13 protein-coding genes and 1 other annotated feature are annotated in these 13,988 nt (G+C 42.5%); of the genes, 3 read left to right on the top strand and 10 right to left on the bottom strand.

Annotated features, from left to right (window positions below; genetic code table 11):
* Positions 1-243 precede the first annotated feature (243 nt).
* The 3 genes from clpB to rluD all read right to left on the bottom strand — a co-directional run bounded on the left by clpB (position 244) and on the right by rluD (position 4,662).
* Positions 244-2,817, bottom strand: coding sequence for an ATP-dependent chaperone ClpB (clpB, locus tag ABR397_RS11825; RefSeq protein WP_350305909.1), 2,574 nt, complete (start codon positions 2,815-2,817; stop codon positions 244-246).
* A 135-nt stretch (positions 2,818-2,952) separates the two neighbouring features.
* The gene (yfiH, locus tag ABR397_RS11820; protein WP_350305908.1) at positions 2,953-3,684 is read right to left on the bottom strand and encodes a purine nucleoside phosphorylase YfiH; all 732 of its coding nucleotides are present in this window, start codon (positions 3,682-3,684) and stop codon (positions 2,953-2,955) included.
* On the bottom strand, positions 3,685-4,662 hold the full coding sequence (gene rluD / locus ABR397_RS11815) for a 23S rRNA pseudouridine(1911/1915/1917) synthase RluD (protein WP_350305907.1): 978 nt from the start codon (positions 4,660-4,662) through the stop codon (positions 3,685-3,687).
* A 138-nt stretch (positions 4,663-4,800) separates the two neighbouring features.
* Between rluD and bamD the strand changes: the two genes are divergently transcribed.
* From bamD to pheA, 3 genes are all read left to right on the top strand, one after another.
* Positions 4,801-5,532, top strand: a complete 732-nt coding sequence (gene bamD, locus ABR397_RS11810; protein ID WP_350305914.1) for an outer membrane protein assembly factor BamD — start codon at positions 4,801-4,803, stop codon at positions 5,530-5,532.
* A gap of 286 nt (positions 5,533-5,818) precedes the next feature.
* Positions 5,819-6,157: a ribosome-associated translation inhibitor RaiA gene (gene raiA, locus ABR397_RS11805; RefSeq protein ID WP_031281420.1), complete on the top strand. Its 339-nt coding sequence runs from the start codon at positions 5,819-5,821 to the stop codon at positions 6,155-6,157.
* A 109-nt stretch (positions 6,158-6,266) separates the two neighbouring features.
* Positions 6,267-6,387: a sequence feature (Phe leader region), on the top strand.
* A 54-nt stretch (positions 6,388-6,441) separates the two neighbouring features.
* Positions 6,442-7,599, top strand: coding sequence for a bifunctional chorismate mutase/prephenate dehydratase (gene pheA, locus ABR397_RS11800; protein ID WP_350305906.1), 1,158 nt, complete (start codon positions 6,442-6,444; stop codon positions 7,597-7,599).
* A 40-nt stretch (positions 7,600-7,639) separates the two neighbouring features.
* On the opposite strand, the gene tyrA is transcribed toward pheA, so the two are convergent.
* From tyrA to ffh, 7 genes are all read right to left on the bottom strand, one after another.
* Positions 7,640-8,761 carry a bifunctional chorismate mutase/prephenate dehydrogenase gene (tyrA, locus tag ABR397_RS11795; protein WP_350305905.1) on the bottom strand — a complete coding sequence of 374 codons (1,122 nt, stop codon included), beginning with the start codon at positions 8,759-8,761 and terminating at the stop codon, positions 7,640-7,642.
* A gap of 5 nt (positions 8,762-8,766) precedes the next feature.
* The gene (locus ABR397_RS11790; RefSeq protein ID WP_350305904.1) at positions 8,767-9,861 is read right to left on the bottom strand and encodes a 3-deoxy-7-phosphoheptulonate synthase; all 1,095 of its coding nucleotides are present in this window, start codon (positions 9,859-9,861) and stop codon (positions 8,767-8,769) included.
* Between the two features lie 592 nt (positions 9,862-10,453).
* The gene (gene rplS, locus ABR397_RS11785; protein WP_021325982.1) at positions 10,454-10,807 is read right to left on the bottom strand and encodes a 50S ribosomal protein L19; all 354 of its coding nucleotides are present in this window, start codon (positions 10,805-10,807) and stop codon (positions 10,454-10,456) included.
* A gap of 69 nt (positions 10,808-10,876) precedes the next feature.
* On the bottom strand, positions 10,877-11,629 hold the full coding sequence (trmD, locus tag ABR397_RS11780) for a tRNA (guanosine(37)-N1)-methyltransferase TrmD (RefSeq protein ID WP_350305903.1): 753 nt from the start codon (positions 11,627-11,629) through the stop codon (positions 10,877-10,879).
* A 39-nt stretch (positions 11,630-11,668) separates the two neighbouring features.
* On the bottom strand, positions 11,669-12,217 hold the full coding sequence (gene rimM, locus ABR397_RS11775; protein WP_046973685.1) for a ribosome maturation factor RimM: 549 nt from the start codon (positions 12,215-12,217) through the stop codon (positions 11,669-11,671).
* Positions 12,218-12,235: 18 nt separating this feature from the next.
* On the bottom strand, positions 12,236-12,484 hold the full coding sequence (rpsP, locus tag ABR397_RS11770; protein WP_036850135.1) for a 30S ribosomal protein S16: 249 nt from the start codon (positions 12,482-12,484) through the stop codon (positions 12,236-12,238).
* A 136-nt stretch (positions 12,485-12,620) separates the two neighbouring features.
* The gene (gene ffh, locus ABR397_RS11765; RefSeq protein WP_350305902.1) at positions 12,621-13,982 is read right to left on the bottom strand and encodes a signal recognition particle protein; all 1,362 of its coding nucleotides are present in this window, start codon (positions 13,980-13,982) and stop codon (positions 12,621-12,623) included.
* Between the last annotated feature and the right edge of the window lie 6 nt (positions 13,983-13,988).

Raw genomic sequence — 13,988 nt, 5'->3', positions numbered from 1 at the left:
CGCCCGCAGAGTCAAGCGCTTATTTGCTTTGCTCTGCCTGGCCTCACACGCTTTGTCAGCGTTGTGTCGGTCAGTGGTGGCGCATTATAGGGTGTTCTTCGCCGCTGGCAAGCGTTTAATTACAAAAAAAATCCGACCGCTCATTAATCAAGCAAAAACAGTGCTGAATTGCGATTCCTTGCACAAAATGGTAAAAAAAGAGGCAGTTCCCTACCTCTTTATTATCTTCAGTTAAGTATAAAGTTATTGTTTTACCACTATATGACTATTTTCCACATCCAGAGTAACTGGTTTTCCTGGTAATAACTGACCAGAAAGTATCTTCTGAGCTAATGGGTTTTCGATTTCCTGCTGGATAGCTCGTTTCAATGGTCGTGCGCCATACACAGGATCGAACCCAGCCTCTCCTAGCATTTCCAACGCTTGCTGAGTAATAGTAACCTGATAGCCACGCTCTTCCAGACGTTTGTACAAACGTTGCAGTTGAATATCTGCAATTGCTGACAAATGCCGACGTCCTAATGGATGGAACACAACAACCTCATCAATACGGTTAATAAATTCTGGTCTGAAATGATGGCTAACAGTTTCCATCACCATATCTTTCATTTCACCATAATTTAGGTTACCAAAACGCTCTTGAATCATGTCTGAACCCAGGTTAGAAGTCATGATCACAACCGTGTTACGGAAATCGACAGTACGACCTTGTCCATCAGTCAATCGACCATCATCCAGCACTTGCAACAAAATGTTAAAAACATCCGAATGCGCTTTTTCCACCTCATCAAGCAAAATAACAGAGTAAGGCCGGCGGCGAACAGCCTCTGTCAAATAACCGCCTTCTTCGTAACCGACATATCCTGGGGGAGCACCCACCAGCCGTGATACTGCATGCTTTTCCATAAATTCAGACATATCGATACGCACCATTGCATCATCGCTGTCAAACAGGAAATTAGCCAAAGCTTTGCATAACTCAGTTTTACCCACTCCGGTTGGGCCAAGGAACAAGAATGAACCAATCGGACGATTTGGATCAGATAATCCAGCCCGATTGCGGCGAATCGCATTGGATACCGCATCTACCGCCTCATCCTGACCAATAACTCGTTTGTGCAACTCTTGTTCCATACGCAGCAGCTTATCTTTTTCACTCTCAAGCATTCTAGAAACCGGAATACCCGTCCAACGAGCAAGAATTTCAGCAATTTCCGCATCGGTCACTTTGTTACGGAGCAATTTCACAAGTTTACCTTCAGCTTGTGTAGCTGCGGCAAGCTGTTTCTCCAGCCCTGGTATTTTCCCATACTGAATTTCAGACATCTTCGCTAAATCACCACTACGGCGAGCTTGTTCCAGACTGATACGGGCATTTTCCAGTTCTGCTTTTATATTCTGAGTACCAGTAAGCTCAGCTTTCTCAGCTTTCCATTCTTCTTCTAGTTCAGAATATTCACGTTCTTTCTCAATCAACTCTTCATTGAGCATTTCAAGCCGTTTTTTACTGGCATCATCAGATTCTTTTCTCAATGCCTGCTGTTCCAGCTTTAATTGAATAACCCGACGTTCCAGACGGTCCAGCGTTTCAGGTTTTGAGTCCATTTGCATACGTAGACTGGCACCAGCTTCATCAATCAAGTCGATAGCTTTGTCCGGCAACATACGATCTGAGATATAACGATGAGATAAAGTTGCTGCCGCGACAATCGCAGGGTCTGTAATCTGTACATGATGATGTAGCTCATAACGCTCTTTCAGACCACGCAAAATAGCGATGGTATCTTCTACTGAAGGTTCTGCAACGTAGACTTTTTGAAAACGACGTTCGAGTGCCGCATCTTTTTCAATATATTGGCGATATTCATCCAATGTAGTTGCGCCTACACAGTGAAGTTCACCGCGGGCTAAAGCAGGTTTCAGCATGTTACCGGCATCCATTGCCCCCTCAGCTTTACCTGCACCAACCATAGTGTGCAATTCGTCAATAAACAGAATGATACTGCCTTCCTGTTTAGAAAGATCATTCAGCACACCTTTCAATCGCTCTTCGAACTCACCACGATATTTAGCTCCTGCTAACAATGCCCCCATATCCAGAGAAAGAACCCGCTTATTTTTCAGTCCTTCAGGGACTTCTCCATTAATAATTCGTTGAGCAAGCCCTTCGACAATGGCCGTTTTACCGACTCCAGGTTCACCAATCAAGACAGGATTATTTTTGGTACGGCGTTGCAATACTTGAATAGTGCGGCGAATTTCTTCATCACGGCCAATCACAGGATCAAGTTTGCCTTGTTCAGCACGTTCGGTCAGATCAATAGTATATTTCTTAAGAGCTTGACGTTGATCTTCCGCGCCTTGGTCATTAATTTTCTCACCACCACGCATTTGTTCTATTGCCTTAGTGATTTTTTCTTTTGTTGCTCCGACAGTTTTCAATATGTCACTCAATGTGCCACGCTCTTCCAGCGCTGCCAGAACAAATAATTCTGAGGAAATAAAATTATCCCCCGCTTTTTGTGCTAGTTTGTCGCACAAATTTAAATGACGAATTAAGTCATTAGATGGTTGCACATCACCACCAACACCCTGTACCCGCGGCAAACGTTCTAAAGCCTGCTCAAGCTGATTGCTGAAACGGCCTGCATCGATTCCAGCTAATGTTAATAACGGACGAACAGAGCCACCTTCTTGTTTTAACAGTGAGCCCATCAAGTGAATTGGTTCGATGAATTGATTATCATGTCCCAGCGCAAAGGACTGGGCGTCAGCGAGAGCAAGCTGGAATTTATTAGTAAGACGATCCAGACGCATAACACCTCCAATACTGATTTCAGAATTTTGCTACTGGAGATTAAATGAGGCCATTCCTCAAATATTCAAGGTGATTCTGAAAAGCAAATTATGAGGCATTTTCTTATGCGCCAGTGGATCGCCCTATGGGATAGGTTATATCAGCCAGATTAAAGTTGCCATACGTCCAGTGATCCCATCACGACGATAAGAGAAAAATTTCTCTTCATTACTGACAGTACACTCAATTCCGCCAAAAATCGCTTTTACACCAACAGATTGCAATTTTAATTTTGCCAGCAAATATATATCCGCTAAATATTTCTCACCAAAAGGTACAAAAGCTTTACTTAGATCAGAATTCTGTACAATGAACGCTTCCATAACTTTCCTGCCAACTTCAAATACTTTCGCGCCAATTGCCGGCCCCAACCAGGCTTGAATCTGATCAGGCTTAGTTTTAAATTGAGCAACCGTATTTTCCAACACTCCAGCGCATAGACCACGCCAACCAGCATGAGCGGCTGCAACCTCATCACCAGCAGAACTACAAAACAGTACTGGCAGGCAATCTGCTGTCATCACAGCGCAAACCTGCCCGGGAATGTTGGTGTAAACAGCATCAGCTTTATTATCTTCCACTGGCTGACCATCAAGCCTTACAACACGAGTGCCATGAACCTGTTCTAACCAGGCCGGCTGTTGAGGCAATTCTGCCACTTTAGCCAGAATATGCCTGTTTTTTTCAACCACATCAGGCTCATCGCCAACATGCTTACCAAGATTCAGACTATCATAAGGTGACAAACTGATTCCTCCCAAGCGGGTGGAGCTACAGGCTTTTATTGTCGGCGGTTGTGGCCAGTTTGGAAAAATAAGCGGTGTCATTTACCAATCCATTTCGTCTTTAAATGCTTCTGCATCTGCTTTTAATGCATTAATCAGAATAACCATATCTTCAGGTAAGTTAGCATGCCATTCCATTTCAATTCCGGTAATCGGATGATAAAGACGTAGCATTGTGGCATGCAATGCCTGACGATCAAAGTTGCGCATCACATCGCGGAATTCATCGGAAGCGCCTTTCAAAGGACGAGGGCGACCACCATACAGAGGATCTCCCACCAACGAGTGACTAATATGGGCCATGTGGACACGTATCTGATGCGTTCTACCTGTTTCCAACCGCAAACGCAAACGGGTATGCGCCCTGAAATGCTCCATCACCCGATAGCGGGTAATCGCAGGTTTTCCCATCGGATGTACGGCCATATGTGTGCGTTTTGTCGGGTGACGTGAGATAGGCTCTTTAACTATTCCACCAGCAGTCATACGACCAGTCGCTACAGCCTCATACTCGCGGGTAATTTCGCGCAGTTGGAGTGATTCCACTAAACGGGTTTGAGCAGGAACAGTTTTAGCAATGACCATAAGCCCTGTCGTATCTTTATCAAGGCGGTGAACAATGCCCGCCCGAGGAACATCGGCTATTTCAGGGTAACGATATAACAGAGCATTTAATACCGTACCGTCTGGATTTCCCGCACCTGGATGAACAACCAAATCACGTGGCTTATTTATTACCAGAATATCATCATCTTCATAGACAATATCTAACGGAATATTCTGAGGTTCCCAACGTGCGTCTTCCTCAATGATGGCATCAATTGAGATTTCTTCACCTCCAAGCATTTTTTCTTTTGGCTTATTGATTAATTTGCCATTAACCTGAACTCTGTCATCCAAGATCCAATCTTTTATGCGTGATCTTGAATAATCAGGGAACAATTCGGCCAAAGCCTGATCTAAACGTTGACCGAGCTGAGAATCGGCGACTGTTGTATTAAGTCGTATTTGTTGTGCCATATATTGTTTCTACACTTACGTTGAGTTTTGACGGCAAAGCCGTTTAATTTAATATAGTGTGCTATTGTAGCTCGATCTTTTGCCGGGAGCTTCATGGATAGTCTCCCAGAAAAACACTCAGAGGATAATCAACACGTGATGATACGCATAAAACATCTGGTGGCAGCAGCCACATTGAGCCTGGTACTTGCCGGGTGCTCTGGTAGTAAAAATGCTGTCCCAGACAGCCCACCTTCAGAAATTTACTCCGCTAGTCAGGAAAAGCTGCAAAACGGTGACTATAAACCTGCGATCTCGCAATTGGAAACCCTCGATAACCGCTATCCATTCGGCCCTTATTCACAGCAAGTACAACTTGATCTGATTTATGCTTATTATAAATCCTCTGATTTGGCAATGGCATTAGCTTCCATTGACCGCTTTATGCGCCTAAACCCAACTCACCCCAACATTGATTATGTTCTGTACATGCGCGGATTAACCTCACAAACATTGGATAACAGCCCCCTGCAAAGTTTCTTCGGCATTGACCACTCAGATCGTGACCCTGAACATTCTAGGGCATCATTCAGGGATTTTAGCCAATTAGTACGTTATTATCCTAACAGTCTATATGCTGCCGATGCCAGTAAACGTTTAGTGTCCATCAAAGAGCGCTTGGCGAAATATGAACTTTCTGTTGTGGAATATTATAACAAACGCGGCGCTTATGTTGCGGTGGTAAATCGAGCGGAACAAATGCTGCAAGATTATCCTGACACACAGTCAACCCTGAAGGCACTACCTTATATGGAAAAGGCTTATGCGCGTTTGGGTTTAACGGGACAGGCAGATAAAGTAGCAAAACTCATTGCTGCTAATCCAGTATAAAGAAACAGACAAAATAAAGCAGCAGTTCCGGCTGCTTTATTTTTTACTTAATAGAACACAAAAAAGGGCTGTTTATCAAGAGGGTTAATAAAGACTCAACTTATCGATAATGTCTCATAAACTTTCATTCCGCAATAGATATTCTTCGTATTTTTATCGCTAATCACAATTATTTCAACTAGTTGCCACACATCCAATATAAGGTGATTTAGATCACATTCTCCATAAAAAAGAAATGTATGCTGAAATTATTGAAGGTGGATAATCAATAATGAGAGGTAACTATATGATAGTGAACATTACCAGCAAACAAATGGAGATTACCCCGGCAATTCGCAACCACGTAGAAAACCGTCTGAGTAAACTAAATAAATGGCAAGTAAACCTGATAAATCCTCATATTATTCTATCAAAAGGCCCTCAGGTTTTTATGGCTGATGCAACCATAAGTATACCAAATGGTACGCTAGTTGCGGGTGCAAAGCATGAAGATATGTATGTTGCCATCAATGAATTGTTAGCAAAACTGGAACGTCAATTGAATAAAGTACAACATAAAGGAGAAGCACGCCGTACTTATAACAGTGTAAAAGAATCAAATCTTGATCCAGAAACACAACAATAAAATAACTATGGCTTGTCTCTAACGCGTCCGATTTGGGCGCGTTTTTTTATTGACAGAAACAACAACATAAGGTTAATTAGGGTACATTGTTTATACGGGCTATGAATATGATGAATACAAACCTGTTTTTCTTCTCCTTCTTTTTTACCTTCCCCTAAGGGGAGGCTTTCGTCCTTGAAGAAAGAACCAGAAGACGAACAGCAAGCCTCCCAATTGGGAGGCTTTTTTCTGTCCACTGCAAACATATTATTGTCAGAATATGAATAACTAATTAGGAACTCATTATGGATCAAAACAATTTGCTGAAAATACGGAAAAAAGTCAGCGAACTTGATTTAAAGTTACTGATTTTACTGGCAGAACGACGCCAATTAGCCTCTGATATCGCACAAACTAAGTTACAGAATAATCGTCCCATCAGAGACAAAGATCGTGAACGGGAACTATTAGATGTTCTAATTAAAAAAGGGAAAAACCATGGGCTTGATGGCTTCTATATCACCCGTCTGTTTCAAACGATCATCGAAGATTCTGTCCTCACTCAGCAAGCATTATTACAGCAGCACCTCAATCAAACACCTTACGATTCAGCTCGTATTGCGTTCCTTGGTCCTCGTGGTTCCTACTCTCATATCGCAGCCCGCCAATATGCAGCACGTCATTTTGATCAATTGATTGAATGCAGTTGCCATAAGTTCCAGGATATCTTCCCCTTGGTTGAAACCGGACAGGCTGATTACGGAATATTACCAATTGAGAACACCAGTTCTGGCTCTATCAATGATGTTTATGACTTATTGCAACATACCAGTTTGTCAATTGTAGGAGAAATAACGATTCCCATTAACCATTGCCTGCTAGTTGCAAGAAATACAGAATTATCACAGATAAAAACGGTTTACAGTCACCCTCAACCATTCCAACAATGCAGCCAATATATTAATCAATTCTCGCACTGGAAAATTAAATATTGCGAAAGCACCGCCGCAGCTATGCAGAAAGTCGCTGAACAGAATTCACCAGAAATTGCAGCTTTAGGCAGTGAAGCTGGTGGTGCGCTTTATCAGTTACAGGTTCTGGAACAAAATCTGGCAAATCAATCACATAATATTACCCGTTTTATTATCGTTGCCCGTCAACCTATCGAGGTTTCAGAACAGGTCCCATCCAAAACAACATTTATTATGGCTACTGGGCAACAAGCGGGAGCGTTAGTAGATGCACTTATGGTGCTAAAAGAGCATAATATCATTATAAGTAAACTGGAATCTCGCCCGATTAGCGGAAATCCGTGGGAAGAGATGTTTTATATTGATGTTCAGGCTAATATTCGTTCAATCAATATGCAACATGCCCTTAAAGCATTAGCGGAAATTACTCATTCATTAAAAGTATTGGGATGTTACCCAACAGAAAGTGTAGTTCCTGTCAGTCCATCCTGATTAAAAAGAACCGGATATTTCGATATCCGGTTCTTTTTAATTATTGACGATTATCATTCGCTTGTTGAAGCAATACTCTGCTCTCTTTCATGAAGTGAAGCGCATAATCACCAAACCATTTACTAACATCTTTAAAACTGCTGATAAAAGCCTGTTTATCCTGGTTTTCCAGTAACTCAAGCGCTTGTCCAAAACTTTGGTGATAACGACGTATAAGATCAATATTCTCTGGCGATGACATAATAATATCAGCGTAAAGCTGAGGATCTTGCGCAAACAATCGCCCTACCATAATCAGTTCCAAACGGTAAATTGGTGAGGATATTGATAATAATTGTTGTAAATCAGTATTTTCCTGTGTGAGATGTTGCCCATAAGCGAACGTCGTGAAGTGGCGTAACGCTTGGATAAAACTCATATTTTTATCATGCTGTTCAGCATCCATCTGATGCAGGCAAGCCCCCCAAATCAGCAGCTGTTCCAAAAACCACTGATAAGCTTCCTCCTGGCGTCCGTCACAGTAAACAACAACCTGTTTTGCTAAGCTGCCTACATCCGGCCCAAACATAGGGTGTAGCCCCAGTACTGGTCCTTTGTGCACATCAAGCATAGCCTGTAATGGTTTCTGTTTGATAGATGCCAAATCCACCAAAATACAATGATCAGGTAATGGAGGTAAGCGGCGAATAACCTCTTCTGTCAGATGAATAGGTACACTGATAATGACCATACCCGCACCAGTCAAAATCTGCTCTGCGTCAGGCCAATCTTGTGATTCCAGATTTTTAACTTCATAACCAGACAAAGTTAACAGGCGACCAAACAGTCTCCCCATTTTACCCAAGCCACCAACAATAACTATCGACCCCAATTGTGGGCAAAGAGTTTTAAACCCTTTGTCATTCTCGCTGGTATAAGACTCCCGCATAATACGACGCAGAATATCTTCAATTAAATCCGGTGGAACACCAAAATCTTCAGCCTCCTGCCGACGTGAAGCAAGCATCGCAGTTTCTCTGTCAGGCGCATAAATTGGCAACCCATTTTGGCTTTTTACCTCACCGACCTCTGCAACTAATTCCAACCTCTTTGCCAGTAAATCCAGCAAAGCTTTATCCATTTCATCAATCTTGTCCCGCAATTGAGATAATTCAGCCACCATACTTATTATCCTGCTTTTTTCAATATCGTAATTCTTTGCGACAATTGCGGACTGATTTGCTGATGCAATTTTCTCAGAACCGCTTCTGTAGTCTGCCAACTAATACAAGCATCAGTCACTGAAACACCATATTTCATTTCACTACGAGGTTGCTCAGAAGATTGGTTACCTTCATTAATATGGCTCTCCAACATAATCCCAGTGATAGATTGGTTACCCGAAATAATCTGCTCTGCTACAGAATCTACAACCTCGCTTTGGCGACGAAAGTCTTTATTAGAGTTACCATGGCTGCAATCAATCATCAAGGAAGGCAATAATCTAGACTTCATCATCTGCTGTTCACATTCCATTACATGTTCGGCGCTGTAATTAGGTGTTTTACCCCCACGTAAAATAATATGTCCATTCGGATTCCCTTGTGTTTGTAACAAACATACCTGCCCTGACTGATTTATTCCCATAAAACGATGTGGCATAGCGGCTGCACGCATCGCATTAATTGCCGTACTTAGGCTACCATCAGTCCCATTTTTGAAACCAACCGGCATAGACAGACCTGAAGCCATTTCCCGGTGCGTCTGAGATTCTGTCGTTCTTGCACCAATTGCCGACCAACTAAACAAATCTCCTAAATACTGTGGACTATTCGGATCTAAAGCCTCTGTTGCAAGTGGTAATCCCATTTTAACCAAGCTAATTAGTAAACGACGGGCAATATGCAAACCAGCTTCCACATCAAATGAACCATCCATGAACGGATCATTAATAAGACCTTTCCAACCCACTGTTGTACGCGGTTTTTCAAAATAGACACGCATTACGATGTACAGACTGTCATTTAATTCAGAAGAAAGTACCGCCAAACGATGAGCATAATCCAGAGCTGCATCCACGTCATGAATAGAGCAAGGGCCACATACGACCAGCAAACGGGGATCACGACGCTGAATAATATCAGCAATTATTTTACGTGCATTTGCAATAGCATGCAGATCATTACCACTGAGTGGATATTGTTGTTTTAGTTCTGCCGGAGTTATAAGAATTTGTTCACCACTTATGTGAACGTTATTAAGTACATCTTTTTGTATGAACATTTCGGCTGTCTCCTCAAATTGTCATTCTGTGTTAATTTATTTTTATGTATTTGACCAATAACATATCACGCATCGTAAAGAATACAATCCAAATGTGTAAATAAAATATAAATAGTGTAAATTTTTATTTACAAAAATGAACCATTAATCCAAATTATAAATACATCCGTATAGTTACTAATAATATTAAAATTATCCCAAACAAAAACACATTAGAAATAATTATTTATTTTAAATAAAGATTAATATTAAAACACAAGAATTAATGTTTTATTATTATGTGAATCTACCGTATATTTATATTTAAAATCACCAAGTAAAAACAAATAACATTAACAATAATATTTTATATTTCAATTAAATTATCTTAATTTATTTATATAAAATTAATTAACCATATTAATAAAATATTAAGTTATTTCAAACTCACTATTCCCAATAAATGAGTTCTATCTTCACGCCCAAAAATCATTCGCCCTAACGGAACAATACTATTGCATAATACTTCCGCAGGAATTGTTAAAAATATAAAAAAAGAGGCCAGCAATTGCTGGCCTCTTCAACGATAACTTTCGGATGTAACGAAAGCGTATTATTTGCTGTTCAGACGCTCTTTAATACGAGCAGCTTTACCAGAACGCTCACGCAGATAGTACAATTTAGCTCTACGAACAGCACCACGACGTTTAACGCTAATGCTGTCTACAACTGGGGAGTGAGTTTGGAATACACGCTCAACACCTTCGCCGTTAGAAATCTTGCGAACAGTGAATGCAGAGTGCAGACCGCGGTTACGGATAGCGATAACCACGCCCTCGAATGCCTGCAGACGTTTCTTAGAACCTTCTACGACCCATACCTTAACTTCCACGGTGTCACCCGGACGGAATGAAGGTACGTCTTGCTTCATCTGCTCTTGTTCAAGTTGTTTAATAATGTTGCTCATAATAATTCTCTTACCCTAGGTAAACTGATATATCAAAGACATTCATTCCCTTCAAGGAATATGTCTGGATTAATTCGTTGCTTCAGTTAGATGTTCCCGTTGGAACTCTGTCAGCAATATCCTTTGCTCGTCAGTCAGAGCTAGGTTTTCCAGAAGTTCAGGTCTTCTAAGCCAGGTCCGGCCAAGCGATTGTTTCATACGCCAGCGATTAATTTCAGCATGATTCCCCGATAACAGAACGGGTGGAACTTCCATGCCATCTAATACCTCTGGGCGGGTATAGTGCGGACAATCCAACAATCCATCAGCAAAAGAGTCTTCCTCAGCTGATGCCTGATGCCCCAAAACTCCCGGAATGAACCGGGAAACAGAGTCAATCATGGTCATTGCAGGAATTTCACCACCACTGAGCACGTAATCACCGATAGACCATTCTTCGTCAATCTCAGTTTGAATAACCCGCTCATCTATCCCTTCATAGCGGCCACAAATCAGAATCAGTTTCTCATTTGTTGCCAGCTCACAAACGCCTTGTTGATTGAGTTTGCGCCCCTGAGGTGAAAGATAAATCACCTTTGCACTTTCGCCTGCCGCAGTTTTTGCTGCATGAATAGCTTCCCGTAAAGGCTGAACCATCATCAACATGCCTGGACCACCGCCGTAAGGCCGATCGTCAACAGTACGATGCCGGTCGTAGGTAAAATCCCGTGGATTCCAGCATTCAATACTTAACAGGCCATTCTTTACTGCCCGGCCAGTTACCCCATAATCGGTTATTGCGCGGAACATTTCAGGAAACAGGCTAATAACCCCAATCCACATTACAGCGTCCCACTCATTTAAACCGTTTATAACCGGAGTTTAAAAACCAGGATCCCAATCTACTTCAATAGTTTTAGTAGCAAGATCGACTTTCTTGATAACCTGCCCATCAAGAAACGGAATCAGCCGTTCCTTGACACCGAATGCATCTTTCAGGTTTGCTTTAACTACCATTACATCATTAGAACCGGTTTCCATCATGTCATTGACAGTACCCAGGCTATAACCTGTTGTGCTTACTACCTGGCAACCCATCAGGTCTTTCCAGTAGTAATCACCCGCATCCAGTTCCGGTAGTTGTGCTGAATCTACGGTAATTTCGCAATTAATCAGTAAATTCGCAGCATCCCGATCATCAATACCTTTAATTTTGACGATCATATCCTGATTGTGGTGTTTCCAGGCTTCCAGTTCGATATGTTGCCACCGACCTGCCCGTTGGATAAACCACGGTTGATACTCAAAAATGTCTTCGGCATGTTCGGTGGAAGAAAAAACTCTGAGCCAACCACGAATACCATAAGTTGAACCCAGTTTTCCCAATACGATCGGACTCACAGGAAGTTCAAGGCTGGTTTGCTTGCTCATAGTTACCACCGCGACAGATTAAGCTGCTTTTTTAGCGTCTTTGATCAGTGAAGAAACACGATCAGACACAGTTGCACCCAGACCCACCCAATGTTCAATGCGGTCCAGATCTAAACGCAGTGCTTCTGCTTTCCCTGTTGCGATAGGGTTGAAGAAGCCAACGCGTTCAATAAAGCGACCATCACGCGGGTTGCGGCTATCGGTCACTACTACTTGATAAAACGGACGCTTTTTTGCGCCGCCACGAGCTAAACGAATTGTTACCATAACATCCTCATTAGTTAACAAAACAACCAAACTCCATCGAGGAATGAAGTCCGGCTGTCAGATAAAAAGCCCGAAAAGTTTACTCACTTTGGCGCAAAAAGCAATCCAAAGTGGATATTCTTCGAGACTTTATCAATTAACGGCCCATAAATCCGGGTGGCATCATGCCTTTCATGCCTCGCATCATTTTTGCCAGACCACCTTTCTTCATTTTTTTCATCATGCGCTGCATTTCATCGAATTGTTTAAGCAGGCGGTTAACATCCTGAACCAGAGTACCGGAACCACTGGCAATACGGCGTTTACGAGAACCTTTGATAATTTCCGGCTTTTCTCGCTCTTTACGCGTCATGGAATTTATAATAGCTTCCATTTTCACCAGCACTTTATCATCCATCTGAGATTTGACTGCATCAGGCACCTGAGACATTCCCGGCATTTTGCTTAACATGCTCGCCATACCCCCCATATTGCGCATCTGCTTAAGCTGGTCCAGAAAGTCATTTAAATCGAAACCATCACCTTTTTTTAGTTTAGAAGCTAGCTTTTCCGCTTGGGTACGATCGACTTTACTTTCAATTTCTTCAATCAGGGAAAGAACATCTCCCATCCCAAGAATTCGAGAGGCAATACGATCCGGGTGGAAAGGCTCCAGTGCATCAGTTTTTTCACCAACACCCAGGAATTTGATTGGCTTACCCGTGATATGGCGAATAGACAGGGCAGCGCCGCCACGAGCATCACCATCAACTTTAGTCAACACCACTCCCGTCAGCGGCAATGCTTCATTGAAAGCTTTTGCAGTATTCGCGGCATCCTGGCCCGTCATGGCATCAACAACAAACAGGGTTTCCACTGGATTAATGGCTTCATGAACCTGTTTGATTTCATCCATCATGGCTTCGTCAACATGCAGACGACCAGCAGTATCCACCAACAGCACATCATAGAATTTCAACTTGGCATGCTGTACAGCTTTCGTCACGATATCGACCGGTTTTTCCTGAGCATCAGAAGGGTAGAAATCAATACCGACTGCCTGCGCCAACGTTTCAAGCTGTTTGATCGCGGCCGGACGATAGACGTCAGCAGATACCACTAAAACTTTTTTCTTTTGTTTTCCTTTCAGAAAATTACCCAGCTTAGCAACGCTGGTCGTTTTACCTGCACCTTGCAAACCGGCCATCAATACGACAGCCGGAGGTTGGGTAGAGAGATTCAGTTCACTGTTAACTTCTCCCATCGCCTTAACCAGTTCATTCTGAACAATTTTGACAAATTCCTGTCCGGGAGTAAGGCTTTTGTTAACTTCGTGGCCTACCGCGCTCTCCTTAACACACGAAATAAAGTCACGCACTACAGGCAATGCAACATCAGCCTCAAGTAAAGCCATGCGAACTTCGCGCAGTGTCTCTTTAATATTGTCTTCAGTCAGTCGCCCACGGCCACTGATATTGCGCAATGTGCGCGATAGTCTGTCGGTTAAATTATCAAACATTGTCTC

It is taken from the genome of Photorhabdus viridis (assembly GCF_040256935.1).
Classification (GTDB): domain Bacteria; phylum Pseudomonadota; class Gammaproteobacteria; order Enterobacterales; family Enterobacteriaceae; genus Photorhabdus; species Photorhabdus viridis.
This window is presented reverse-complemented; position numbering and strand designations above follow the sequence as displayed.

Bases quoted from the DNA above. Each gene is read 5' to 3' on its own strand.
- clpB (WP_350305909.1), bottom strand. From the start codon at position 2,817: ATGCGTCTGGATCGTCTTACTAATAAATTCCAGCTTGCTCTCGCTGAC.
- yfiH (WP_350305908.1), bottom strand. From the start codon at position 3,684: ATGACACCGCTTATTTTTCCAAACTGGCCACAACCGCCGACAATAAAA.
- rluD (WP_350305907.1), bottom strand. From the start codon at position 4,662: ATGGCACAACAAATACGACTTAATACAACAGTCGCCGATTCTCAGCTC.
- bamD (WP_350305914.1), top strand. From the start codon at position 4,801: ATGATACGCATAAAACATCTGGTGGCAGCAGCCACATTGAGCCTGGTA.
- raiA (WP_031281420.1), top strand. From the start codon at position 5,819: ATGATAGTGAACATTACCAGCAAACAAATGGAGATTACCCCGGCAATT.
- pheA (WP_350305906.1), top strand. From the start codon at position 6,442: ATGGATCAAAACAATTTGCTGAAAATACGGAAAAAAGTCAGCGAACTT.
- tyrA (WP_350305905.1), bottom strand. From the start codon at position 8,761: ATGGTGGCTGAATTATCTCAATTGCGGGACAAGATTGATGAAATGGAT.
- ABR397_RS11790 (WP_350305904.1), bottom strand. From the start codon at position 9,861: ATGTTCATACAAAAAGATGTACTTAATAACGTTCACATAAGTGGTGAA.
- rplS (WP_021325982.1), bottom strand. From the start codon at position 10,807: ATGAGCAACATTATTAAACAACTTGAACAAGAGCAGATGAAGCAAGAC.
- trmD (WP_350305903.1), bottom strand. From the start codon at position 11,629: ATGTGGATTGGGGTTATTAGCCTGTTTCCTGAAATGTTCCGCGCAATA.
- rimM (WP_046973685.1), bottom strand. From the start codon at position 12,217: ATGAGCAAGCAAACCAGCCTTGAACTTCCTGTGAGTCCGATCGTATTG.
- rpsP (WP_036850135.1), bottom strand. From the start codon at position 12,484: ATGGTAACAATTCGTTTAGCTCGTGGCGGCGCAAAAAAGCGTCCGTTT.
- ffh (WP_350305902.1), bottom strand. From the start codon at position 13,982: ATGTTTGATAATTTAACCGACAGACTATCGCGCACATTGCGCAATATC.